The 24,324-nt window shown below is 72.3% G+C and carries 18 protein-coding genes; 11 read left to right on the forward strand and 7 right to left on the reverse strand.

From position 1 onward, the window contains the following. The 4 genes from JK363_RS31705 (at position 1) to JK363_RS31720 (ending at position 3,198) form a co-directional block, all read left to right on the forward strand. Positions 1-1,305: an AMP-binding protein gene (locus JK363_RS31705; protein ID WP_201880528.1), complete on the forward strand. Its 1,305-nt coding sequence runs from the start codon at positions 1-3 to the stop codon at positions 1,303-1,305. Continuing rightward, positions 1,298-2,149 carry an aminotransferase class IV gene (locus JK363_RS31710; protein WP_201880532.1) on the forward strand — a complete coding sequence of 284 codons (852 nt, stop codon included), beginning with the start codon at positions 1,298-1,300 and terminating at the stop codon, positions 2,147-2,149. The genes JK363_RS31705 and JK363_RS31710 overlap by 8 nt, the downstream gene beginning before the upstream one ends. Positions 2,150-2,216: 67 nt before the next feature. Then, positions 2,217-2,834, forward strand: a complete 618-nt coding sequence (locus tag JK363_RS31715; RefSeq protein WP_201880534.1) for an Rv1733c family protein — start codon at positions 2,217-2,219, stop codon at positions 2,832-2,834. 73 nt (positions 2,835-2,907) lie between these two features. Continuing rightward, on the forward strand, positions 2,908-3,198 hold the full coding sequence (locus JK363_RS31720; RefSeq protein WP_201880537.1) for a DUF1876 domain-containing protein: 291 nt from the start codon (positions 2,908-2,910) through the stop codon (positions 3,196-3,198). 37 nt (positions 3,199-3,235) lie between these two features. Here the strand turns inward: JK363_RS31720 and JK363_RS31725 are convergent, their stop codons facing one another. Beyond that, positions 3,236-3,940: a FadR/GntR family transcriptional regulator gene (locus tag JK363_RS31725; RefSeq protein ID WP_201880541.1), complete on the reverse strand. Its 705-nt coding sequence runs from the start codon at positions 3,938-3,940 to the stop codon at positions 3,236-3,238. A 149-nt stretch (positions 3,941-4,089) separates the two neighbouring features. On the opposite strand from JK363_RS31725, the gene JK363_RS31730 reads away from it, so the two are divergent. From JK363_RS31730 to JK363_RS31755, 6 genes are all read left to right on the forward strand, one after another. Then, positions 4,090-5,346: a cellulase-like family protein gene (locus JK363_RS31730; protein WP_307821942.1), complete on the forward strand. Its 1,257-nt coding sequence runs from the start codon at positions 4,090-4,092 to the stop codon at positions 5,344-5,346. A gap of 261 nt (positions 5,347-5,607) precedes the next feature. Further along, a complete protein-coding gene (locus JK363_RS31735) occupies positions 5,608-8,085 on the forward strand; it encodes a SpoIIE family protein phosphatase (protein ID WP_201880546.1) in 2,478 nt (825 codons plus the stop codon). Between the two features lie 68 nt (positions 8,086-8,153). Further along, the gene (locus JK363_RS31740; RefSeq protein WP_201880548.1) at positions 8,154-9,554 is read left to right on the forward strand and encodes an MFS transporter; all 1,401 of its coding nucleotides are present in this window, start codon (positions 8,154-8,156) and stop codon (positions 9,552-9,554) included. Beyond that, on the forward strand, positions 9,545-10,717 hold the full coding sequence (locus JK363_RS31745; protein WP_201880550.1) for an anhydro-N-acetylmuramic acid kinase: 1,173 nt from the start codon (positions 9,545-9,547) through the stop codon (positions 10,715-10,717). The genes JK363_RS31740 and JK363_RS31745 overlap by 10 nt, the downstream gene beginning before the upstream one ends. 70 nt (positions 10,718-10,787) lie before the next feature. Continuing rightward, the gene (locus JK363_RS31750; RefSeq protein WP_236076258.1) at positions 10,788-12,788 is read left to right on the forward strand and encodes a hypothetical protein; all 2,001 of its coding nucleotides are present in this window, start codon (positions 10,788-10,790) and stop codon (positions 12,786-12,788) included. 5 nt (positions 12,789-12,793) lie between these two features. After that, on the forward strand, positions 12,794-14,272 hold the full coding sequence (locus JK363_RS31755) for an ABC transporter substrate-binding protein (RefSeq protein ID WP_201880551.1): 1,479 nt from the start codon (positions 12,794-12,796) through the stop codon (positions 14,270-14,272). Between the two features lie 225 nt (positions 14,273-14,497). On the opposite strand, the gene JK363_RS31760 is transcribed toward JK363_RS31755, so the two are convergent. From JK363_RS31760 to JK363_RS31780, 5 genes are all read right to left on the reverse strand, one after another. Continuing rightward, complete coding sequence (locus JK363_RS31760; protein WP_201880554.1) at positions 14,498-16,450, reverse strand: ATP-binding SpoIIE family protein phosphatase; 1,953 nt, start codon at positions 16,448-16,450, stop codon at positions 14,498-14,500. 45 nt (positions 16,451-16,495) lie between these two features. Then, a complete protein-coding gene (locus JK363_RS31765) occupies positions 16,496-17,215 on the reverse strand; it encodes a class I SAM-dependent DNA methyltransferase (RefSeq protein WP_201880557.1) in 720 nt (239 codons plus the stop codon). A gap of 77 nt (positions 17,216-17,292) precedes the next feature. Next, complete coding sequence (gene dnaK, locus JK363_RS31770) at positions 17,293-19,176, reverse strand: molecular chaperone DnaK (protein ID WP_201880562.1); 1,884 nt, start codon at positions 19,174-19,176, stop codon at positions 17,293-17,295. Between the two features lie 114 nt (positions 19,177-19,290). Then, positions 19,291-20,694 carry a Si-specific NAD(P)(+) transhydrogenase gene (sthA, locus tag JK363_RS31775; RefSeq protein WP_201880564.1) on the reverse strand — a complete coding sequence of 468 codons (1,404 nt, stop codon included), beginning with the start codon at positions 20,692-20,694 and terminating at the stop codon, positions 19,291-19,293. An 85-nt stretch (positions 20,695-20,779) separates the two neighbouring features. After that, the gene (locus tag JK363_RS31780) at positions 20,780-22,198 is read right to left on the reverse strand and encodes an MFS transporter (RefSeq protein ID WP_201880567.1); all 1,419 of its coding nucleotides are present in this window, start codon (positions 22,196-22,198) and stop codon (positions 20,780-20,782) included. Positions 22,199-22,320: 122 nt separating this feature from the next. On the opposite strand from JK363_RS31780, the gene JK363_RS31785 reads away from it, so the two are divergent. Then, positions 22,321-23,337: an Lrp/AsnC family transcriptional regulator gene (locus tag JK363_RS31785; RefSeq protein ID WP_201880569.1), complete on the forward strand. Its 1,017-nt coding sequence runs from the start codon at positions 22,321-22,323 to the stop codon at positions 23,335-23,337. A 205-nt stretch (positions 23,338-23,542) separates the two neighbouring features. Here the strand turns inward: JK363_RS31785 and JK363_RS31790 are convergent, their stop codons facing one another. Further along, positions 23,543-24,271 (reverse strand): YoaK family protein, encoded by a 729-nt coding sequence (locus JK363_RS31790; RefSeq protein WP_201880572.1) that lies wholly within the window; start codon positions 24,269-24,271, stop codon positions 23,543-23,545. Positions 24,272-24,324 lie beyond the last annotated feature (53 nt).

Below are 24,324 nucleotides of genomic sequence, written 5' to 3' on the forward strand. Positions count from 1 at the left end.
ATGTTGCAACGGCTGCTTCCCGAGCGTGGGTTCTATCCGGGGCTGATGTTCCAGGAGGCCGCGGCCCGCCACGGCCGGGTGCCGGTCACCCTCGACCGTCCCCTGGACATCGCGCCCGAGGCCGGTACCGACCTCGGCTACTCCGAACTGGCGGACCTCGTCGACGACATGGCCGGACGGCTGTGGTCGGCGGGGGTCCGGCCGAGCGAGCATGTGGCGATCCTCAAGCGCGACAACGCGGACGTCGTGTTATTGGCGTGTGCCGCGTCCCGGATCGGGGCGGTCCCGGCGCTGCTGTCGCCCGCGCTGGAGGGTGGTGTGGTGGCGGTGCTGCTGGACCGGCTGCACGCGCCCTGGCTGATCACCGACCGGGAGGCGCTGATGTCCACGCTGAGCGGCGTGGACATCACGCTCGCCCGGGGTGTGCTGACGGTGGACGAGGCGCCGGGGAAGATCCTCGCGCTGGCGGGCCTCGCCGGTGTGCCGCGCCGTCCGGCGATCCGGCTGCACCCCCATGAGCCCTCCCTGATCACCCATGGCCCGGAGATCGCCGGGATCCCCCGTCTGGAGGTGCACTCCCCGCACACACTGTGGAACCGGCTGGTGCCGCAGCAGGCGCTGGGCCGGGCCACCCGTGGTGAACCGGCCGCGCTGCACCTGCCGTTCGCCCCCTGCCGGATCCATCAACTGCTGGGCGTACTCCTGCACTTCGGCAGTCCGCTGCTGCTGCTCACCGACCCGGACCCGGCACAGGCGGGGCCGCTGCTGGCGGCGCACCGGCCCGGCATCGTCGAGACGGATCCGCACACCCTCACGCTGTGGGAGGAGCTGGCCGACGCCCCCGGCGGGCCGCTGTCCCGGGTCCGGTCGTACGGCAGTCCCTTCGACACCCTCCCTCCGCGCACCGTGCGGCGGCTGCTGGACGCGTCCCGGCGCCGGGACCCCCGGCTGGTGCAGCTGTACGGACAGGGCGAGACGGGTCCGATCGCCTTCGGCTGGTACACCCGGCGGGGTGTGGACCGGGCGCACGGCCGCCGGGTGGGCACCGGTATCCCCGGCTTCACCCGGATCCGGGTGGTCGACGAGCGCGGCCGCACCTGTCCGCCCGGTGCGCCGGGAGCGGTCGAGGCCCGTACCCGGGGCCGGATCCTCACCTATCTGGGCGCGCCGGAGAGTTACGCCCGGCAGGTGGACCGGGGGTGGTGGCGGATGGGCGACACCGGCTACCGGGACCGGTGGGGCGCGCTGTATCTGCTGGCCGCGGGAGAACTGCCGGGCTTGAGCGGGGCGTCGGCCCATGGGTGAACATGCGCGGGGCTGGGGCGGGCTCGAGGACTACCGGCCCGACCAGAAGCAGTGGACGCTGATGTGGCGTGAGGACGGCGGACTGATGCCCTCGCGCGCGGTGCCCGACAGCGCGGTGCTGGCCGCCGACTCCTGGCTGGTGGACGACGGGCGGGTGCGGGCGCTGGACCGCCACCGTCGCCGGTTCCTCGCCGCGTGCACCGAGGCCACCGGGGACTCGCCCGCGCGGATCGAGAGCTTCTGGCGGGACGCGATGGCGATGGTGCCGCGGACGGACCGCTGGTTCCCCCGGGTGGAGCTGGCGGGCCCGGAACCGGCCCGGCTGTTTCTGCGGATCCGTCCCGCGCCGCCCCGTACGGCCAATGTGACGGTGTGTCTGACCGAGGAGTTCGATCCACGGGCGGCTCCGCGCCGCAAGGGCCCGGATCTCTCGCTGCTGGCGCATCTGCGCGAGCGGGCGGCGGCGCGCGGCGCGCAGGAGCTGCTGCTCACCACGGACACGGGGCTGGTGCTGGAGGGCACCAGCGCGAACGTCATGTGGTGGGAGGACGATGTGCTGTGTCTGCCGGACCCGGAGCTGCCGCTGCTCGCGGGTGTCACCTCGGCGCTGATCGAGGAGCGCGCGGCGGAGCTGGGCCTTCGCCTCGAGCACCGCAGATGTGCCCCGCACGAGCTGGACGGCCGGGAGGTGTGGCTGGTCAACGCCCTGCACGGGATCCGCCCGGTCACCGCGTGGCTGGGCCGCCCGCTGCGCGCGGGCCCGGCGCTGCGCGCCGCCGGCTGGCAGACCTGGCTGGACGGCAGCGCCGAACCGTTCGTGACGACGAACGGAGTCCACCGATGACGGGCGCCCCCGCGGCCCGCGAGGCGGCGGACCCGACCGTACCCCGGCACCCGCTGGAGGCCACACCATGAACACCCATGGACCGCGACGTGCGTTCGGAACGCATCAGCCCCGGCTGCGGGCTCCGGCCCGGGGCCGGAATCCGCTGCGGCGCCGGTCGGACCGGATCCAGACCTGGTGCACCGTGCTGTTCCTGCTGACGCTGGTGTGCGGGCTCCCGGCGGCCGCGCTGGGCGCGGCCCACGCGGCGTACGGCTCGCAGATGAGGGTGGTGCGCGCCGAGGAGGCCGGGCGCCACCGGATCACCGCGCGGCTGGCCGAGACCCCGCCGGGCGGGCCGCGCGCCGCGGACGAGCGGTCGCCCCGGCAGGCGCGGGTCCGCTGGACCGGCGCGGACGGCGGGCGCCACTCCGGCCTGACCATGGTGACGGGCGGTACGGAGGCGGGGGACGCGGTACGGGTGTGGGTGGACCGCGCCGGGGCGCTGGTGCGGGCACCGGCCTCTCCCTCGACCGCGCGGACGGTGGGCTGGTTCACCGGCTGTCTGACCGCGGCGGCGGTGGTCACCCTCGCCTGCGCGGCCCGGTCCCGGACCCGGCGGGCGCTGGATCGCGCCCGGTACGCGCGATGGGAGGCAGAGTGGAAGGTGGTGGAACCCGCGTGGTCCGGCAGGAACCGTCGCTGATCCGGGCCCCGGCTCGGTCCGGCCGCGCGTCCGGCCGGCGTCCGCGCGGCATGCGGAAGGTGAGGAGCGGACGATGTCGCACACAGTGGAGTGGAAGGTCTACCTCTATCTCTTCGAGGACGAGGGCAAGACCAAGGCACGGGTGGAACTGGACACCGGGAAGTCGGCGCTCACCGGGCGGGGCCATGCGCGCTGCAACCCCGACGACGAGGACGTACCGGTGATCGGTGACGAGCTGGCCGCGGGCCGGGCGCTGCACGACCTCGGGGACCAGCTGATGCGTGCGGCCGAGCACGACATCGAGCGGGTGGGTGCGCCCCCGGCGTCGCCGCGCCCGCGCCCGGGATACGGCTGGATCGCCTGAGATATCGCCTGAGATCGAGACAAGGAGCGCCCGACGCTCAGGCCCGCTGGGTCGTCGCCGTCCCGAGGTCCTCGGCCGCCTTGGCGAGCAGATCGAGCATGGCCCGTTCGGCGCGGGGCGCGTCCCGGTCCCGTACGGCCTGAAGCACCCGGCGGTGGCTGGGCACCGGGTCGTCGGCGTCGCCGCGGCCGTGCACCAGCCGGTCGCGCTCGCGCAGTCCGGGCTCCAGGACCAGATCGAGCCGGGCGAGCAGCTCATTGGCGGTGGCGGTGAGCAGAGCGCGGTGGAAGGAGGCATCGGCCTCCGCCTCCGCCTCGAGATCGCCGCGGGCGCCCTCCATCGCGGCCAGCGCCGCGTCCAGCGCGGCGAGGTCGGCGTCGGTGCGGCGCAGCGCGGCGCGGTGGGCGGCGGCGGGTTCCACGACGGCGCGGATGTCGGTGAGGTCGCGCATCAGCCGCTCGCCGTCTCCCCCGGCCATGCGCCAGCGGATCACATCGGCGTCCAGGAGGTTCCAGGCGGAGCGCGGACGGACGAAGGTGCCGCGCTTCTGGCGTGCGTCGATGAGCCCCTTCCCGGCCAGGACCTTCAGCGATTCACGCATCACGGTGAGGCTGACGTCCAGGTCCTCTCCGAGGGCACGGACGTCCAGGATGTCGCCCTCGGCGAGGTCCCCGGCGACGATCCGGGCGCCCAGCCACTGGACCACTTGGCCGTGGACACCTCGCCCCGCGTAGGACGTCATGGGTGTACTCCTCCTGTCCGCCCCCGTACGGCACCCTTTCGATAAAGCCCATTTTTATGAATACATCTTGACACCTTCACAACGGGCCCCGAACGATGAACCGAGTCTCATCGCCGAGCCGCCGAGCCGCCGACCACGGGGAGCCCCCTGTGACGCTGTCGCCGCATCTGCCGGACACCCTGACGATCACTCTGTGGGACTTCAGCTGGTACACCCGCGGCGGGCCGGGCGAGCCGTTCGCCGATCTCGACCGCGCCTTCGAGGAGGCCGTGGCGCGCGGCTACAACACGGTACGGGTGTGCGCCATGCCGTTTCTGCTCTTCGGCTCCGGGCTCGACACCGGCCGGCTGCGGCTGGGCCCGCTGGGCGGCGGATACGGACAGCGGACCCGCTGGTACGACGTGGGAGGCGGCACCGAGATCGACGGACGGGAGCGGCTGCGCACACTGTTCGAGGCGGCCCGCCGCCATGAGTGCTTCGTCATCCTCTCCAGCTGGGAGTACCAGCAGAGCCCGTCGTTCGCCGCGGACCGCGCGTGGCTGGACGCGCTGACGGCGGTGGCGCCGGAGCGGCGTGCGGAGGTCCTGGCGGAGGCGCTGGCGGATCTGGTGGACTTCCTGGTGGCGCACGGCCTGGACGACCGGATCGCCTTCACCGAACTCCACAACGAGGTGCAGGGCAGCCGGCTGACCGAGGGGCTGCCGGAGGGCGACCGGGTGGTGGCCCTGCGTCCGCGGCTGGAGCGTGGCATCGCCCGGTTCAAGGAGCGCCATCCGCGGCGGCCGGTCACCGTCAACTACGCGAAGGTGCCGGTCGGTTCGCTGCGCGGTATCCCCGACGGCGTCGATGTCGCGGTCTTCCACCCGTATGTCCACGGGGTGCTCGACGATCTGCTGGAGACCTTCGCGGTACGCGACCGCGGCCGTCCCTTTCCCCAGGAGCGGGTGCGGCGGGAGCTGCTGCGCCCGGGCGCGCCCGATCTGGCCGACTGGGCGCCGCCGGCCGACGAGCGGTGGCGGCTGGAGGCCACCACGGTGGGGCCGCGCGAGATCTATGTGCACGACTGGTGCGACCCGGCCCGGTGGGACGCCTGGCTGTACGGCCGCTACGCGCTGCACCGGCAGGCGATGGAGCAGCGGCTGGTCACCTGGATCGAGGCGGCGGCGGACTGGGCGGCGGGCCATGGGGTGCCACTGGTCTTCGGGGAGGGCTGGATCGGCTACACCCCGCTGTACGGGACCTTCGAGGAGGGACCGGTGGGGGCGGCGTTCTGCCGCCGCGCCGCCGAGGAGTCGGCGCGGGTGGGGGCGTGGGGTTCGGTGGTGTGCTCCAACGCGGCGCCGCACCATCCGATGTGGCGGGACATGGCGTTGCAGCGGGAGTGCAACGCGGTGGTACGCGGCTGAGCCCGTGGTTCTCGGGCTCCGGACTTCCGTACGCTCCGCTGACGATGACGCAGCGGTGTGCCGGGCCGGGGTCCACGGCGGGAGGGAAGGAGGCCATCCCTCAGATAAATATGAATTAATAGGGCCCGCCAAGCCCCCCACGCCATCGGCACCGCCGACCGGCGGCATAGCCATCCGGCATATCCACTTATTTCCGCTTAGCGTGGCAGGTGCGAGTAACATTGCGCTTCACGTGCTGGAGGCAGAGCGAAAGCGGATCTCATGGGCGACAGCACCTTCCGCGGGTGGCCCCACCACCTTCCCGATCTGGTCTCCGAGGCCGTCGCCGTGGTCGATGAGGGGGGTGTCCTCACCGGCTGGAGCCTCGGGGCGCACCGGCTGCTCGGCATTCCCGCGGAAGAGGCCGTCGGACGGCCCGCGACCGAGTTGCTCGCGGACGGCGCCGGGCCGCCGCACGGGATCGCGGCGTACACCGTCCCCGGGGGAGGACCGGCTGTCCTGCGCCACCGGGACGGCGGTGAGATAGCCGTCGTGCTGTGGGCGCAGCCGTGGGCGCCCGGTGACGGGGGGCGCCACTGGCTGGTGCAGGCCACCCCCGAGGAGGCGATACGGCGGCAGGACGTCGGGCGGGCGCTGCTGGACAGCCTGGGCTCGGAGGCGCCCGTCGCCATGAGCGTCTACGACACCGACTGCCGCTGTCTGATGCAGAACGCCGCGCTGCGGCGGCTGAGCGGCCTGACCGACGAGGAGCGCATGGGGCGGACCCTCCGGGAGTCGCTGCCGGAGCTGGAGGTCACGGAGATGGAGGCCGTCCAGCGGCGGGTACTCGGGGGCGGCAGCCCGGTGGGGGACGTGGATGTCCGCGGCCGGGTACCGGCCGACCCCGGCCGGGAGCACGCCTGGTGCAACTCGGCCTTCCCGCTGAAGGACCGTTCCGGGGAGATCTTCGCCGTCTGCCACGCGGTGGTCGATGTGACCTCGCAGCACCGCGCCCGGGAGCGGCTGGCGGTGCTCAACGACGCAAGCGCCAGTATCGGCAGCACCCTGGACCTGCTGCACACCGCGCAGGAGCTGACGGACGTGGCCGTTCCCCGGCTCGCCGACTTCGCCTGTGTGGATCTCATCGACTCGGTCTTCGAGGGCGAGGAGCCGCCGTCCGGCCAGGTGGCCCGCGAAACCGCCTTCCGCCGCGCCGCGCATCGCTCCATCGTGCCCGGCTCCCCGGAGGCGGTGACCGAAGTGGAGGACGTGGACGTCCACGCCTCCGCCCCCAACTCCCCCTTCGCCCGCGCCCTCGCCACCGGCCGCCCGGTGGTGGAGTCGGCGAACGGCCCGGGGCCGGCGCCCGCATGGCTGGCCGACGACCCGGCGCGGGCCGCGGGCATCCGGGTGTGGGGCATCCACTCCTGGATGGTGGTGCCGGTGCGGGCGCGCGGCAGCACGCTCGGGGTGGCGGTGTTCCTGCGCCGTCAGCGCCCCGAGCCGTTCGAGGAGGACGATCTGCTGCTGGCCGACGAGATCGTGGCACGGGCCGCGGTGTGCATCGACAACGCCCGCCGCTATACCCGGGAGCGCGGTACGGCCCTCGCCCTCCAGCGCAGCCTGCTCCCCCAGCGCCTGCCCGACCAGGCCGCCGTGGAGGCGGCTTCGCGCTATCTGCCGGCGAGCGGCCGGACGGGGGTGGGCGGCGACTGGTTCGATGTGATCGCACTCTCCGGCGCCCGGGTGGCGCTGGTGGTCGGGGACGTGGTGGGACACGGGATGAAGGCGGCTGTCACCATGGGGCGGCTGCGCACCGCCGTCCGCACCCTGGCCGATCTCGATCTCCCGCCGGACGATCTGCTCACCCATGTCGACGCCCATGTGCGGCGCCTGATCGACGAACAGGCCGATGAGCACCACGACGTGGCCGCATCGGGGCCGCCGCCCGCCGAACCGCCCATCGACACCTGGGCGTTCGGGGCCACCTGCGTCTACGCGGTCTACGACCCGATCACCCGGCGCTGTACGTTCGCCCGCGCCGGGCATCCACCGCCCGCCGTGGTCCTGCCGGACGGCCGGACCCGGTTCCTCGACTCCGCCGGAGGGCCGCCGCTGGGGGTGGGCGGGCATCCGTTCGAGAAGGCGGAGGTCGAACTGCCCGACAACAGCATGCTCGTGCTCTACACCGACGGTCTGGTGGAATCCCGGGACCATGACATCGACGCCGGTCTGGAGCGGCTGCGCCGCGCCCTGGACGACGGCTGCCGTGAGCTCTCGCTCGACTCGGTGTGCGACTCCGTGGTGCAGGAACTGCTGCCGGAGCATCCGCCCGACGATGTGGCCCTGCTGGTGGCCCGCACCCGGGCACTGGACGACGACCGCTGCGCCTCGTGCGAGCTGCCCCCGCAGCCCGCGGTCGTCTCCCGGGCCCGCGCCTTCGTCAGGCGGCAGCTGTCCCGGTGGGAGCTGAGCCATCTGGCGGCCACCACCCAGCTGGTGGTCAGCGAACTGGTGACCAACGTGATCCTGCACGCCGACGGCCCGATCCAGCTGCGGCTGGTCCGCAACGAGTCGCTGATCTGCGAGGTCTCCGACAGCAGCGCCGCCGCCCCGCATCTGCGCCGGGCCGGCCCGCTGGACGAGGGCGGACGCGGTCTGTTCCTCATCGCCCAGCTCAGCAGGCGGTGGGGCACCCGCTACGCCGGGGACCGCAAGACCGTCTGGGCGGAACAGCCGCTGGAGAGCCCTGAGCCGTAATCACCGCCGCCGCGGGGTACCCACTTCACATTCCCCTTCCCGGCGGTGTACGGCTGAAAGGGCCCGATGTGACCACTCCCCTCCCCGACCCGGCCGACTCCCTCCCGCACCGGGCCGGGCACGCCCGGCCGACGGTCGCCCCCGCTCCGCGCCGTGCGCTGGTCGCCGGTTCGGTCGGCAACTTCATCGAGTGGTACGAGTTCGGCGTCTACGGCTTCTTCGCGACCGTCATCGCCGCCAACTTCTTCACCCCGGAGGGCGGAAGCGAGCTCGAGGGGCTGATCAAGACCTATGCCTCGTTCGGGCTCGCCTTCTTCTTCCGTCCCATCGGCGCCGCCGTCTTCGGACGGGTCGGGGACCGGATCGGCCGCCGTCCGACGCTGATCCTGGTGCTGCTGCTGATGACCGGCGCCACCACGCTGATCGGGCTGCTGCCCACCTACGCCACGCTGGGTGCCGCGGCCCCCTGGCTGCTGACGCTGCTGCGGGTGCTCCAGGGGCTGTCCGCGGGCGGGGAGTTCGGGGGCGCGGTGTCCCTGATGACGGAGTTCGCTCCCCCGGGCCGCCGCGGACTGTACGGGGCCTGGCAGTCGTTCACGGTGGCGCTGGGGCTGCTCGCGGGCGCCGGGGCGGCGGCGGTCCTGGCCACCGTGCTGAGCGAGCCCGCGCTGCACGACTGGGGGTGGCGGGTGCCGTTCCTGCTCACCCTGCCGCTCGGGCTGGCCGCGCTGTGGCTGCGGCTGCGGCTGGAGGAGACCCCGCCCTTCCGCGCGGTCCCCCAGGTGGAGCGGGTGGCGGAAACGGCGGACCGGGGTGAGGTGGCGCGTGCCGTCGTCCTCGGGGCCGGGCGCATCATGGGCTGGGCGGCGGCCGGTTACACCTTCCTGGTCGTCATGCCGTCGTATCTCCAGAGCACCCTGGACGCCTCCTTCCGGCAGGCGCTGATCGCCACGGTGGTGGCCAATCTGGGGTTCGCCCTGTCCATCCTCCCCGCGGGTGCGCTCAGCGACCGGATCGGACGGCGCCCGGTGATGCTCACCGGGGCGGCGCTGGTGGCCGTGCTCGCCTTCCCGCTGCTCAACGTGGTGCAGGATCCCGGGAGTTCGGCCCTGGCCCAGGGGGTGGCCGTATGCGTGGCGGGTTCCGTCGTGGGGCTGATGGCCGGGCCCGGTCCGGCGATGCTCGCCGAGATGTTCCCCACCCGGGTCCGCTGCACGGGGCTGGGGCTGGCGTACGCGCTGTCGAACGCGGTGTTCTCCGGATGTGCCGGGCTCATCATCACCGAGGCCATCAAGAGAACCGGCGACGCCGACATCCCCGCGTACTACGTGACGGTCACCTGCGCCGTCAGTCTGCTCGCCCTGCTCCCCCTGCGCGGCGACCACCACCGCGGCACGCTGCGCGAAACCACCGGAACACCGACCGACCCCGGAACACCACCACACGGGAAGGAGACGTCATGCGGGTGATCGGACTGATGTCGGGGACCTCCCATGACGCGATCGACGCCGCGGCCGCCGATCTGGTCCTCGATGGCGACACCCTGATCCTGGTCCCGCTGGGACTGGTCAGCGACCTCTATCCGGAGGCACTGCGCGGTGCCCTGCGGGCCGCGTTGCCACCGTCGGCGACCACGCTGAAGGAGGTGTGCGCGCTCGACACCCGGATCGGCCAGGCGTTCGCCGCGCTCGCCGTACGGGCCGACCGGGAGCTGTGCGGCGAACGGGCCGATCTCGTCGCCTCCCACGGCCAGACCGTGTACCACTGGGCCGAGAACGGCCGGGTGCACGGCTCCCTGCAACTGGGGCAGCCCGCCTGGATCGCCGAGGCCACCGGTGTCCCGGTGGTGTCCGATCTGCGCTCCCGGGACATCGCCGCGGGCGGCCAGGGCGCTCCGCTGGTGAGCCTGGTGGACACGCTGTGGCTGAACGGACGGCCCGGGGTGTGCGCCGCGCTGAACCTCGGCGGCATCGCCAATCTGACCGCGGTGCCGAAGGGCGGCGCTCCGCTGGCCTTCGACACCGGCCCGGGGAACGCCCTCATCGACGCGGCGGCGGCCGAGCTGACGGACGGACGGCTCGGCTACGACGCGGACGGGGCGATGGCGGCACGCGGCACGGTCCATCCGGGGCTGCTCGACCGGCTGCTGACCGAGCCGTACTACGCCCGGCCCGCGCCCAAGACCACCGGGAAGGAGCTGTTCCACCCGGCGTATCTGCGAGCCGCCCTCGCCGAGGCCGGATCGGTCGCGCCGGACGATGTGCTGGCCACCGTCACGGAGCTGACGGCCCGTACGGTGGCGGACGCGGCCCGGTCGGTGCATGCCACCGAGGTGATCGCCTCGGGCGGTGGCCTGCGCAACCCGGTGCTGATGGCGGCGCTCGGCCGGGCCCTGGCCGGGATCGCGCTGCGGACCTCCGACGAACTCGGCCTTCCGGCCGCCGGGAAGGAGGCGTACGCCTTCGCCGTACTGGGCTACCTGACCGCCCATGGGCTGGCGGGCACCGCACCGAGCTGCACCGGAGCGCACCACCCGAGCGTGCTCGGCTCGCTCACCCCGGGGCACAGGCCGCTGCGGCTGCCCGAGCCGGGGCGCGGCGCGCCGTCCCGGCTGGAGATCTTCCGGCGCTGAATTCCGGAAGCCGGATGTCCTGGAGCACAGACCGGATCAGAATGGGTGAACGCGGGTAAACTCAGCGTAGTTGACGGGGGGCGAGGACATGGGGGAGTCCGGGATGGGTGTCGGCCTCAGAGGCCGCAGCGGGATCATCAGTCTGGCCGAGGAGTGTCTGAGGCTGCCACCGGAGGCCGAGCGGCCGGTGATCACACTGCTCGGCCCGCGCGGCAGCGGGGCCAGTGAGGCGCACAGCGCGCTGATGGAGCGGTTCGGCCCCGAGAATCCGTTCGCCTATGTCAATCTCGGCGGGGAGCAGTCGCTGCTGCCGCGCTACGCCCTGGCGCTGCTCGCCCGCCAGTTGGAGCGCAAGCTGCCGCGCTTCCGCCGCTCCCACTTCCCCCGGCTCACCCTGGGTCTGCTCGCCTCCGACCACCAGTTGCGCATGACCAGCCTGGCGGAGGGGCGGCGCACCATCCGGCGCGAGCTGGACGCCTTCCAGGAGCAGGCCGAGGCGCGCTACGGCGACTATCTGGCCGCCTTCTTCGAGGTGGCCGGCGGGGCGGTGGGCGCTCCCGACGGGGCTTCGACCGCCGCGCTGGCGCTGCTGCGGGACGCGCTGCGGCGCGGCCGCAGGCGGCTGCCGGGGCGCAAGTTCACCGGCAGCGCCACCTGGTACGGGGGCCATCGACTGCTGCGCAGCCGGGACCCGTGGGAGGCGCTGGTCGAGCTCAACTTATGGCGCCACGAGGGCGACGCCCATGACCTGGAGCGGCTGGACCGGGTGCTGTTCTCCGCCTTCCTGGAGGACCTGCGCGGCAACGTGGCCCACTCGTTCATGCCCCGCTCGTATCTGCTGCTGCTGGACAACTCCCATACGGAGTACGGGCGTCGCTTCCTCGATCTGCTGATCCGCTCGCGCCATGACGACGCCGTGGTGGCGGGCACCGTCTGCGATCCGCTCACCGTGGTGGCCAGCTCCAACCGCTGGCTGCCGCGCTGGGGTCCGGCCACCGGCGACCAGTGGCCGTGGCAGCTGCGCGGCCCCGACCGGGCCTCGCTCGCCGACTGGCAGGAGCACCGGCCCCCCCGCGACAGCGACGACACCTGGTGGTATCCGCTGCGACTGCGCGACCTCAATCTGGACGAGGTGCGCATCCGGATGGAGCTGGAGCTGCGCCACCACCCCGATCTCGCGCCCTTCACCCGGCTCGCGCCCTTCGTCCACCGGCTGACCGCGGGGCTCCCCCGGGCCGTATCGCAGGTGCTGGAGGTGTTCCGGCAGTCGGATCTGCCCGCGGAGGACGGCTTCGAGCAGGACCGCTGGCTGCGTACGCTGCCCGATCGAGCCCTGCGGGGCGGCGAGGACACCCGCCCGCTCGCCGAGGCGGCCCTGGGCCATCTGCTGAAGGGCTTCGACGCGGCGCAGCGGGCCACCCTCGCCGAATGCGCGGCCGCCCGCGATCTGTCCGTCGGCACCCGGCTGCTCGCTTCGGGCGACTCGCTGTTCGGTGAGATCCGCGACCGCTGGCTGCTGCTCAGCCCGGGCACGGTGACCCCGGTGCTCCACCCGTGGCTGCGGCGGCTGCTGTTGTGGCGGCTGGCCGGGCGCCCGGAGGACTGGGACGCGGTGCACGAGCTGCTGGCCGAGCACTTCCGGGCCGAGGGGCGCACGGTCCAGGAGATGTACCACCGGCTGGCGGCGGAGCGGATCGACGAGGTGACGGGGTATCTGGTGGCGCGCTTCCCGGTGGTCCCCGCGGCCCAGTGGATCAGCGAGTTCAACCTGGTCACGGCCGCGCCGGGCCGGTTCCCCGCGGCGGGCGGGCCGCTCGATCTGCTCGCCGGGCTGGCTCCGGAGGAGCCTCCGGAGGCGGTCACCGCCGCGTCGGTGATCCGGGAGCTGATCACCGCGCGCTGGGTGTGGAGCGATCCGCTCGCCGACCCGGGCCGACGGCTGGGCGATGTGCTCGCCGACGGCTTCAACCAGCTGTCCCGGCTGAGGAGGAACGACATCGTGGCCCTGTTCAACGAGGCGGAGCGATACCGCCACTGGCGCCATCCGCTGACCGCCGCCGGTGAGGGGTGAGCCCGGTGGCCAGACTGGAGTGGCCGCTGCACATCGTGCGCCGGGTGGTGGCGGGGGTGGTGGTCGTCGCCGTGCTGGCGGTGGCGGTGCCGCTCACCGTGAACTGGATCCAGGAGAGGCGGTCGCGCTGCGGCGCGGGTGTGGTGAAGCTGGGTGACGGGGGCGAGTGCGTGGGGGTCACCGACGGCTCGTACCACTTCGCCGGTCATCTCACCGCGGTGGAGAAGAAGATCAAGGCGGAGAACGACCGGGTGACGGCCAACGCCGACAAGGATCCGTATGTCAGCGTCGCCTATATGGCCTCTTTCACCCTGACCGACGACGACAGCAACTCCGAGGAGTCGGTCCGGCACGAGCTGGAGGGCGCCTATCTCGCGCAGTACCGGCACAACCGCGGCGATCTGTCCTCCACGCCCAAGATCAGGCTGCTGATCGGCAACATGGGGAGCAACGCTGCGCACTGGCAGCACACCGTCGACGAGCTGATCGACCGCACCGGCCCGTCCGACAAGCTGGTGGCGGTGGCCGGGCTCGGTCCGAGCACCAGCCGGACGCTGGAGGCGCTGCGGCGCCTCTCCGACCACGGCCTGGCCCTGGTGGCCAGCACCATGACGGCCACCAACATCAAGGGCATCCAGGGGTTTGTGCGGGTCTCGCCGACCAACGTGGACGAGGCGCAGGCCGCTTCGGCCTATCTGAAGCAGGAGAAGGTCCGTACCGCGGTGGTGGTGCAGGACGACGCGAAGAGCAACTACTACGCCAAGACGCTGGGCGACGCCTTCACCGATGTCTTCCAGGACACCAAGGGCCACCGGCTGGTGGCGGACCGGATGACCTACGACTCCTCGGTGCGCAGCGCCTGGCAGAACGAGCTGCGCTATATGCCCGGCCAGCTGTGCGACCAGAAACCGCAGGTGGTGTATTTCGCGGGCCGGGGCCGTCATCTGACGCGTTTCCTGGACTCCCTGGCCAACCGCCCGTGCCAGGGGCGGAAGTTCACCGTCATCGCGGGGGACGACACCTCCAACCTCACCGCGCGGCAGCTGGCGCACGCGGCCGAGAGCGGGGTGCGGGTGCTGTACACAGGGCTGGCCCACCCGGACATGTGGCGTCAGGATCCGCTCCATGTGTCCGGTCCTTCGGCTCGCCACTTCCAGGCGAACGGCTCGCTGGACCGCTGGTTCCCCAACGACCCCCGCTACGACGGCCAGGCCATCATGGCGCATGACGCGGTGCTCACCGCCGCCCACGGAATCCAGATGGCGGCGGGCTGGCAGGGCGAGGTGACCGGGGACGCGGTGGCCCGGATGTTCCATCAGATGGAAGGGCGTCAGCAGGTGGCGGGGGCGAGCGGTTTCATCTCCTTCCAGAACGACGGGAATCCGCGGAACAAGGCGGTGCCGATCCTGCATCTGTCCCGGACCGGCCGGTCGGAGCTGGTGGGGGTGTCGGCGCCGCGCGGGGAGCCGCCGCGCAAACAGTGACCACCCCCCGGATCGCCGGGTGTGCCGGGCGGCCTCAGGTCCTGTCCGGTGGGTCTTTGAGGAGCAGCCCGCGGCGTCTGGTGAGGGGGCACCTCCCAGCGGTAGCTGGGGGAGGATCGCAAGGCGGAGGATCGCCCTCGTACTGGGCGTACTCGGGCGACTCCGACAACGCGGCGAGGTGCGGTGCCAGGCGTCGCGGGCCCGATAAGACCCACCGGACAGGGCCTAGTCGTCCGGCATCTCCATCCGGCGGCCCTTGGGCAGTTGCTGCTCGAACCAGACCACCTTGCCCGTGCTCAGCCGGGTGGCGCCCCAGCGCTGGGCGATCTGGTTGACCAGGAACAGTCCGCGACCGCCCTCGTCGCCGGGCCGGGCGTGCAGCATCCGGGGCACGAAGGGCGAATCGTCGCCCACCTCGCAGCGGAGCACATCGGTGCGCAGCAGCCGCAGCGACAGCGGACGGCTGGCGTAGCGCACAGCGTTGGTGACCACCTCGCTGACCATGAGCTCGGTGGTTTCCAGCAGGGATTCCAGCCGCCAGCGCTGGAGTGTTCTGCGGGTCAGTCGCCGGGCCCGGCCGGGGGTCTGCGCCTCCGGCTCCAGGAACCAGTACGCCACGTTGTACGAGGGGATGCCGTGGAAGCGGGCGGCGAGCAGGGCGATGTCGTCGTCCCGTTCGCTGGGTCCGACACCGCCGACCACCGCGTCGCACAGCAGCTCCAGCGGTGGCGGGGTGAGCACATGAGCGGTGGCGTGCAGCCGGTCGCGCAGCAGTTCCACCCCGGTCCACACATCGGTGTCCCGGGACTCCACCAGCCCGTCGGTGTAGAGCAGCAGGGTGGCTCCGGTGGGCGCGTATATCTCCACCGTCTCGAAGCCGACCCCGCCCACACCGATCGGCGCGCCGGGCGGCACCCTCAGCACCTCCCCGCGCCCCTCGGGGTGCAGCAGCACCGGCGGCGGATGGCCCGCGTTGGCCACCTGGAGCCGGTGCGCGATGGGGTCGTAGATGGCGTAGAGACAGGTCGCCATGTGCTGGCTGCCCAGGCGCTGGGCCTGCTCGTCGAGGTGGTGCAGGACCTCGTCGGGGGTCAGGTCGAGTCCGGCGAGGGTCTGCACGGTGGTGCGCAGCTGGCCCATGATCGCGGCCGAGGTCATGGAGTGGCCCATCACATCGCCGATCACGAGCGCGACGCGGTTCCCGGGGAGCGGAATCGCGTCATACCAGTCGCCGCCGATCCGGGCCGTTTTCGAGGAGGGCAGATACCGGCTGGCCAGCCGTACGCCCATGGGCTCGGGCAGGGAGGAGGGGAGCATGGTGCGCTGGAGGGCGTCCGCGACGGATGCCTCGCGTCCGTAGAGCACCGCCTTGTTCATGCCCAGGGCGGTGTGGGTGGCGAGCTGGGAGGCGACGAGCAGATCGTCCCCGGTGAAGGCCGGGCGGTCGGCGTTGCGCAGCAGGACGGCGGCGCCCAGCACATGGCGGCGTCCGCGCAGCGGGGCGATGATCAGCCGTCGGCCGGGCGGTACGGAGCCGGGGCCGCTCTCGTCCCCGCCCAGCAGCTCGGCCGCCGCGGCGGCCACACCGGGGGTGTCACAGAAAGCGGGCCGTCCGCCGTTCAGCAGGTCGGCGAGGCTGCCGCTGATCGTCCGCCGGGTGGAGTCGGTGGGCGCGGGCCCGTCGGGGGGCAGCCCGGTGGCGGCCGTGATCACGCCGGGGGTGCCACAGGGCGCGGGGTCGTCCGGGTCGCCGGCGCAGGCCGGGCCGGTGGTGTGCGGGCGCAGGACGAGCGGACCGGGTGACTCCTCGTCCCCGGCGGGCAGCGGGTCGCGCAGATGGACGACGGCGACGTCGGCGAAGGCGGGGACGGCCGCCCGGCACAGCTCGTGCAGGGTCTCGTCGAGGTCCATACCGCGGGCGATCTGCCGGGTCGCGGTGTCGAGGTAGCGCAGCCGGTCGGTCTGTGTCTCGGGCCCGTGCGGCGCCTCGTCCCGGAGCTGCTCGGCGGGGGCCTCGGGGGGCGGTGGATCGCCACCGCCGCGGCCGCGCTGAGGCGGTGGCTGCGGAGCGCCCGGCCCGGCGGCCGGGGGCTGCGCGCCGCGGCCCCGGAGCGCGGCCCGCCCCTGGGCCCGGCCGGTGGGGTGGTCCGGGCCTTCGCGGGGAGGGGGGTGCGCCATCACACGAGTCGTTCCGTCCGGAAGGGGCACGGCGGCCGCGCGGCCTCAGCCGCCGCGTTCGCAGTGAAGGAAGATCTGTTCCTCGGGCGGCACGTCCGAGGTCGCCGGGGCGTAGCTGTAGGAGGTCTCCCCGAGGATCTCGAAACCGGCGGTTTCGACGACCTGGAGCAGTTCGTCCCGCAGATAGCCGGAGACCCGGATGGTGTGGTGCAGGAACGGGATCGCGAAGTCGTCCACGTCGGCCTCCACCATCGACAGGGCGAACAGCCCGCCGGGGACCAGCAGGCGGCGGATGGTTCCGAGGGCGTAGGGGATCTCGGCCCGCGGCAGCATCAGCAGCGAGAAGAAGGCGGTGACCGCGTCGAACGTGCCGAGGTCATGGGAGCCGCCGGGGCGCAGATCGGCGATGTCCAGCCGGTGGAAGACCGCGCCGGGGACATACTCCCTGGCCAGCCGCACCATTCCGGCGGAGAGATCGACGCCGACAACGCGCAGCCCCGCGTCCGTCAGCTGGCGCGCGGTCGGCAGCCCGGTGCCGCAGCCCAGGTCCAGCACCCGGGATCCGGCCGGGAGCCTGCCGATCAGCCACTCACCGGCGACGAGCTGCCCGTCCTTGTGCGGGAACGCCTCGTCGTAGCGGGTGCCTATGGCATCGAATGCCTCGGCCTGACCCGTGCGGTCGAGCCGTATGTCCTCGTAGCCGGTCTCGCTGGTCCCGTTGCTCACGCCTACATCCTTGAGGTACTCGGTACCCAATATTTTCATAATGGTCCCGTTTTGCGCTACGACCTGATCGCGGGCGGGACCGCGGACCGGATCGCGCTTCCCCGGGCCGTGCGCGGTCAGTCACCATCCCCCTTCGGCTTCTCCTCGTCGACGATCTCGGCGTCGACGACCTCGTCGTCCGCACCGGCCCGGCTCTCGCCGTCACCGGAGCCGCCCGCACCGGACGCCCCTCCTCCGCCGCCGGATGGCGGCTGTGCCTGCGCGTAGATCGCGGAGCCGATCTTCTGCCCGACCGCCGCGGTGCGCTCGGTGGCCTCCCGGATCGCGGTGGTGTCCTCGCCCTTCAGCTTCTCCTTCAGGTCCGCGACCGCCGCCTCGGCCTCTTCCCGGACGTCCCCCGGCACCTTGTCCGCCTGGTCCCGCAGCAGCTTCTCGGTCTGGTAGACGAGCTGCTCGGCCTGGTTGCGGGTCTCGGCGGCCTCGCGGCGCCTGTGGTCCTCCTCCGCGTACTGCTCGGCCTCCCGCATCATCCGGTCGATGTCGTCCTTCGGCAGCGCGGAGCCACCGGTGACGGTCATCCGCTGCTCCTTGCCGGTGCCCAGGTCCTTGGCGGAGACGTGCATGATGCCGTTGGCGTCGATGTCGAAGGCCACCTCGATCTGCGGCACGCCGCGCGGGGCCGGCGGCAGACCGGTCAGCTCGAACATCCCCAGCTTCTTGTTGTACGCCGCGATCTCCCGCTCCCCCTGGAAGACCTGGATCTGCACCGAGGGCTGGTTGTCCTCGGCCGTGGTGAACACCTCGGAGCGCTTGGTCGGGATCGTGGTATTGCGCTCGATCAGCTTGGTCATGATGCCGCCCTTGGTCTCGATACCGAGGGACAGCGGGGTGACGTCCAGCAGCAGGACGTCCTTGACCTCACCCTTGAGCACACCGGCCTGGAGGGACGCGCCGATGGCGACGACCTCGTCCGGGTTGACGCCCTTGTGCGGCTCCTTGCCGGTCAGCTCCTTGACCAGGCCGGTCACGGCGGGCATCCGGGTGGAGCCGCCGACCAGGATCACATGGTCGATATCGGAGGTCTTGGTCCCGGCGTCCTTGACCGCCTGGTGGAAGGGGGCCTTGCAGCGCTCCAGGAGGTCCTCGGTGAGCTGCTGGAACTGTGAGCGGGTGAGCTTCTCGTCCAGATGCAGCGGGCCCTCGTCCGAGGCGGTGATGTAGGGCAGGTTGATCGCGGTCTCGCTGGCCGCGGACAGTTCGATCTTGGCCTTCTCGGCGGCCTCGCGCAGCCGCTGGACCGCCATCTTGTCCTTGGACAGATCCACCCCGTACCCGTTCTTGAACTGCTTGATCAGATGGTCGACGATCCGCTGGTCCCAGTCGTCGCCGCCGAGGTGGGTGTCGCCGTTGGTGGCCTTGACCTCGACCACGCCCTCACCGATCTCCAGCAGGGAGACGTCGAAGGTGCCGCCGCCGAGGTCGAAGACCAGGATGGTCTGGTCGTTCTCCTTGTCCAGTCCGTACGCCAGGGCCGCGGCCGTGGGCTCGTTGATGATCCGCAGCACCTTCAGCCCGGCGATCTCGCCCGCCTCCTTGGTGGCGGTGCGCTGGGTGTCGTTGAAGTACGCCGGGACGGTGATGACGGCGTCCGTGACCTCGTCACCGAGATACGCCTCCGCGTCGCGCTTGAGCTTCTGGAGCACCCGGGCGGAGATCTCCTGGGCGGTGTAGCGCTTGCCGTCGATGTCACCGGTGGCCGGGAACCGCCACCCCGCGTCCTCCATGTGGCGTTTGACCGAGCGCGCGGTGCGCTCCACGTTGGTCACGGCCTGGCGCTTGGCGACCTCACCCACCAGCACCTCGCCGTTCTTGGCGAACGCCACCACCGAGGGGGTGGTCCGGGCGCCCTCGGTGTTGGTGATGACGGTCGGCTCACCGCCCTCCAGGACGGACACCACCGAGTTCGTCGTTCCCAGGTCGATACCGACTGCGCGGGTCATCTCAGCCCTCCTCCCGATCTGCCTCAAGTATCCCAAAAGGGATTTTGCAGGCTTGATCCATGGGCCAGGCCCTCCGCGCCCGCCCGGGCCGGGCGGGGTCGCCGGGCGGCGCGGTCACTCCCGCAGGTGGTCGATCTCGCGTATCCGGTTGGTCGCGTCCAGGGCGGCGACCTTGTAGGACTCGGCGAACGTCGGGTAGTTGAACACCGCGTCCACCAGATAGTCCACGGTGCCGCCGCACCCCATCACGGCCTGGCCGATGTGGATCAGCTCGGTGGCGCCGGTGCCGAAGCAGTGCACTCCGAGCAGCCGCCGGTCCTCCGGGGAGACCAGCAGTTTCAGCATGCCGCTGGAGTCACCGACGATCTGGCCCCGGGCCAGTTCGCGATAGCGCGACACCCCGGCTTCGAACGGCACCCGCGCCTCCGTCAGCCGGTCCTCGGTCCGTCCGATGAAGCTGATCTCCGGGATGGTGTAGATCCCGATGGGCTGAAGGTCGTGGATCGGGTTCACCGGCTCGTCGCACGCGTGGTACGCCGCGCTTCTGCCCTGCTCCATGGAGGTGGCGGCGAGAGCCGGGAAGCCGATGACATCGCCGACGGCGTAGATGTGCGGCACGGCCGTGCGGTAGTGCTCGTCCACCGTGATCCGGCCCCGCCGGTCGGCCGTCAGACCGGCCCGTTCCAGATCGAGCCCATCGGTCAGGCCCTGGCGTCCCGCGGAGTACATCACCGCCTCGGTGGGGATCTTCTTCCCGCTCTCCAGCACGGTCAGGGCGCCGCGCGGATGCCGCTCGACCGCGGCGACCGTCTCCCCGAAGCGGAAGGTGACGGCCAGGTCGCGCAGCCGGTACTTCAGGGCCTCGACCACTTCGACATCGCAGAAGTCCAGCATTCCGTCACGTTGCTCGACCACGGTGACCTTGCTGCCGAGGGCGGCGAACATCGAGGCGTATTCGATGCCGATCACCCCGGCCCCCACGATCACCATCGAGCGCGGCACCCGCTCCATGCTGAGGACGCTGTCCGAATCCATGATGGTCCGCTCGTCGAACTCCACACTCGACGGACGGGCCGGGCGGGTACCGGTGGCGATGACGATATGGCGCCCGGTCAGCAGCTGTTCCCGGCCCCCGGGATCGGTCACGGCCACGGTGCGGTCGTCCACGAACCGTCCGGTGCCGGGGAACAGCGCCACGCGGTTGCGGGTGAGCTGGCTGCGGACGACCTCCACCTCACGGCCCACCACATGGCGGGTACGGGCGGTCAGATCCGCGACGGTGATCTCTTCCTTGAGCCGGTAGCTCTGGCCGTACAGATCCCGCTGGGTCAGACCGGTGAGATAGAGGACCGCCTCACGCAGGGTCTTGGACGGCACGGTCCCGGTATGCAGGGAGACCCCACCCACCCGGTCCGGACGGTCGATGACAGCCACCCGGCGACCGAGTTTGGCAGCTGCGATGGCAGCTTTCTGGCCGCCGGGGCCGGACCCGATCACAAGCATGTCAAAGTCGGTCACGGAAGGAGTCTGACACCGGGAAGACCGGCCCGGAAGGGCGGCAGCTGCTCAACCCCCCGTGGACGCAAGGGACGTGACGGGACACTCATGGGGCCACGTCCGTCGTGCGGTCTTGGTCCCGGCGCGAACGGCCCTCGGTGGCCCCGCTCTTGGACGCCGCCGTCGGTACGAAGACGTACGCCAGCACGGCACCGGCGATCCCGGCCGCCGCCGCGGCCATCAGCACCCGGTCCAGCCCCTGCGCCGGAGTGGCACCCTGCCGGAACAACACCCCGAACACCGCGACGCCCAGCGTCTGTCCCAGCTGCCGGAAGGTGGTCATGGCTCCGGCCGCCATCCCGCCGCGCTCGGGCGGCAGCGCCGCGAACACCGCGGCACCCATCGCCGGGCCCATCAGTCCGACGCCGACACCGGTGACGGCCAGGCCGAGGGTCACCGACCCGGCAGAGGACCCGGCGTCCAGCCCGGACTGGAGCGCACAGCCGACCCCGCTGAGCAGCAGACCGGTGCCGAGCACGGCACGTGGCGACCTGCCGTGCAGCGCACGTCCGCTGAGCAGCGAGGTGGCGAAGGACGCCAGGGCGAGCGGCATCAGGGCCAGACCGGCGCGCACCGGGCCGAGGCCGAGCCCCGACTGGAGCCACACCGAGGTGTAGACGAGCGCGGCGAAGGCGGCGGTCGAGGCCACCACACACATCATCACGGCGGAGAAGGCGGCGCGAGTGAAGAGCCGGATGTCCAACAGCGGTACGGGACAACGCCGTTCGGCGCGTACGAAGGCGGCGAGGCCGAGCGCGGCGAGCGCCGCCCAGACCGCCACCACGGCCGGGGAGCGATCTGCCTCGCCCGCCGTGGTCAGCGCGTAGGTGAGGGATCCGGCGCACAGCGCGAAAGCCGCCGTTCCGGGCACATCGAGCCGTGCCACCGCCGCGCGGCGCTCCGGAGCCGGACGCCGCTCGGGGGCGGGGAGCCGGGTGGTCAGCGCGAGGGTGAGCAGGACCAGCGGGACGTTCACGAAGAAGGCCGCCCGCCAGCTCAGCCACTGGGTGAGCACCCCACCCGCCATCGGCCCGGCCGCCGCCCCCAGTCCGGTCACCGCGCCGAACACGCCCATCGCCCGGCCCATGTCCGGGCCACGGTAGACGGAGCCGATGAGCGCGAACGTGGTCACCGACATGGCCGCGCCGCCGACACCCTGGAGTCCGCGCGCGGCGATCAGCACCCCGGTGGTGGGGGCCAGACCGCAGCCGAGCGAGGCGAGTCCGAAGACGGCGAGCCCGGCGATGTACACGGTGCGGGCGCCGTACCGGTCGGTGAGCGCGCCCATGGTGAGCATGAGGACGGCGAGGACGAGGGTGTAGATGTTCGCCACCCACTGGAGTCCGGACAGCGAAGCGGACAGATCGCCACCGATGTCCGGGAGGGCGACGGTCAGGACGGTCGTGTCGAGCAGGAACAGGAAGGTGCCGAGGCAAACGGCCACCAGGGGCCACCACGTGCGCATGTGAGGTCCTTGCGGAAGGCGGGAGCGCGAAGAGCGCGAGAACACCCACACATTCCGCCCCGCCCGCCCGGTACCACCAGCCAGGTGGCGACTGGTGACGGATACTGGCAGGCTGAGGCCCGATGTCATCGAATACCGTCATCCTTGATGAGACCGACCATCGCCTGGTGCATGCACTGCGGATCGACGGCCGCGCTCCGCTGCGCACCCTCGGGGAGGCGCTCGGAGTCTCGGAGAACACCGTGGCCCGCCGCTACCGACGGCTGCGCTCGACGGGGATTCTGCGCGTGGTGGGCACCCTGAACGGCTCCCGGCTCGGCTACAGCGCCTGGACCATCCGGCTGCGGTGCACCCCGGACGCGGCGGGTGCGCTGGCCACGGCGCTCGCCGCCCGTTCCGACACCTCCTACGTCCATCTGCTGTCGGGCGGCACGGAGATCTCGTGTTCCACGCAGACCCGGTCCGGCGACGAGAGCGACGCGCTGCTGCTGCACAAGCTGCCCCGCACCGCCCGTATCACCTCGGTCTCCGCCCATCTGCTGCTCGGCCACTACGCGCTGCCCAGCAGCTGGGCGGGGCCGGACCGGCTCACCGCGGAGCAGATCGCACTGCTCACCCCCACCCCGGACCCGAGCGCCATCGGAGACGCCACCGGAAACGCGGCCGGCGCCACCGAGCCCGAGGAGCCGCCGGTGCTGGGCGAGGGCGACCAGGCGCTCTTCGCCGTACTGGCGCGCGACGGCCGGGCGAGCTACGCGGAACTGGCCGCCGCCACGGGCTGGTCCGACTCCACCGTGCGCCGCAGGCTCACCGTGCTGCGCAGGTCCGGGGTGCTGGCCTTCCTGGTGGACATCCCGCCCGCCGCGCTGGGTTTCCGGGCCGAGGCGCGGCTGTGGATGTCGGTGCGGCCCTCACGGCTGACCGCCGTGGCGTCGGCGATGGCCGAGCACCCCGAAGTGTCCCTGGTGGCCATGACCACCGGCCCGACCAATCTCCTGGCGGCTGTCAACTGCCGTGACACGCTGCACCTTTCGCGCTATCTCACCGAGCGGATCGCCTCACTGGACGCCATCCGCGCCCTGGAGACGGCACCGGTCATCCGTACCGTCAAGCGCGCCGGAGCGCCGCTCCCCCTCTAGGCCCTGACCGGCGGATCTCATCGGGCCCGCGACGCCTGGCACCGCGCCCCCAGCTACCGCTGGGAGGTGCCCCCGGCCGCGTTGTCGGAGTCGCCCGAGTACGCCCAGTACGAGTGCGATCCTCCGCCTTGCGATCCACGGCACCAGACGCCGCGGGCTACTCCTCAAAGATCCACCGGACAGGGCCTTAGGACGCCACGGCGGGTCAGGGCGGGCGCGGCCAGAGCCTGCCATCGGCGTCCCTGGCCAGCGAGGTGAGGGAGGCCAGCAGGACCAGCGCGACCAGCCCGGTGGGCAGGGCGGGCGCGGCCCGTGCGGCATGGGCCACCAGCAGTCCACCGCAGGCCGCGCCCGAGACCAGGGCCGCCAGCAGCGACAGGTCCACCCAGCGCACCCGGCGGCTACGGGCCGCCTCGACCAGCAGTCCGGTGAGGACGCCGGTGAGATAGGTGGTGGAGAACCCGGGCGGGCAGACGGCGCGCACCAGCCCGCCCTGTCCGCCCATGGCCAGTGCGGCCACCGCGAGCAGCCCCAGCTGACGGCCGCCCGCGGGGTGGCCCCCGGCGGTGTCCCACACCGCCCACAGGACACCGAGGGCCAGCAGTTCCACCGCGAGTGCCCAGCGGGCCCGCCCGGCCGTACGGCGGCCCCGGACGATCCGGCCGCTCATCAGCGCGCCGATGACATAGCCGCACAGCGCCACCGCGGCGTCCCGGGCGAGATCGGGATCGCGGGCGCCGGTCGACAGGCCGAGCAGGGAGAGATTGGCGGTCATGACACTGGTGAACACACCACCCAGCGCCAGGAAGCTGATCGCGTCCATCGCGCCGGTGGCCACCGTCAGCGCCACGGCGGCGGTCAGTCCGCCCGCCCTGTGGGCCCGGCCCCGGCGCCGTCCGCCCGGTGCGGACATCCCCTCGGTCGCATCTGCCATCGGCACTCCTCCGGCCGCCCCGCGGGTGCCCCCGCCACCGGGCGGGAAACAGC

It is taken from the genome of Streptomyces coffeae, from assembly GCF_016741875.1.
In the GTDB taxonomy this organism is placed as follows: Bacteria; Actinomycetota; Actinomycetes; order Streptomycetales; family Streptomycetaceae; genus Streptomyces; species Streptomyces coffeae.

Bases quoted from the DNA above. Each gene is read 5' to 3' on its own strand.
- JK363_RS31705 (WP_201880528.1), top strand. From the start codon at position 1: ATGTTGCAACGGCTGCTTCCCGAGCGTGGGTTCTATCCGGGGCTGATG.
- JK363_RS31710 (WP_201880532.1), top strand. From the start codon at position 1,298: ATGGGTGAACATGCGCGGGGCTGGGGCGGGCTCGAGGACTACCGGCCC.
- JK363_RS31715 (WP_201880534.1), top strand. From the start codon at position 2,217: ATGAACACCCATGGACCGCGACGTGCGTTCGGAACGCATCAGCCCCGG.
- JK363_RS31720 (WP_201880537.1), top strand. From the start codon at position 2,908: ATGTCGCACACAGTGGAGTGGAAGGTCTACCTCTATCTCTTCGAGGAC.
- JK363_RS31725 (WP_201880541.1), bottom strand. From the start codon at position 3,940: ATGACGTCCTACGCGGGGCGAGGTGTCCACGGCCAAGTGGTCCAGTGG.
- JK363_RS31735 (WP_201880546.1), top strand. From the start codon at position 5,608: ATGGGCGACAGCACCTTCCGCGGGTGGCCCCACCACCTTCCCGATCTG.
- JK363_RS31745 (WP_201880550.1), top strand. From the start codon at position 9,545: ATGCGGGTGATCGGACTGATGTCGGGGACCTCCCATGACGCGATCGAC.
- JK363_RS31760 (WP_201880554.1), bottom strand. From the start codon at position 16,450: ATGGCGCACCCCCCTCCCCGCGAAGGCCCGGACCACCCCACCGGCCGG.
- JK363_RS31765 (WP_201880557.1), bottom strand. From the start codon at position 17,215: ATGAAAATATTGGGTACCGAGTACCTCAAGGATGTAGGCGTGAGCAAC.
- dnaK (WP_201880562.1), bottom strand. From the start codon at position 19,176: ATGACCCGCGCAGTCGGTATCGACCTGGGAACGACGAACTCGGTGGTG.
- JK363_RS31780 (WP_201880567.1), bottom strand. From the start codon at position 22,198: ATGCGCACGTGGTGGCCCCTGGTGGCCGTTTGCCTCGGCACCTTCCTG.
- JK363_RS31785 (WP_201880569.1), top strand. From the start codon at position 22,321: ATGTCATCGAATACCGTCATCCTTGATGAGACCGACCATCGCCTGGTG.
- JK363_RS31790 (WP_201880572.1), bottom strand. From the start codon at position 24,271: ATGGCAGATGCGACCGAGGGGATGTCCGCACCGGGCGGACGGCGCCGG.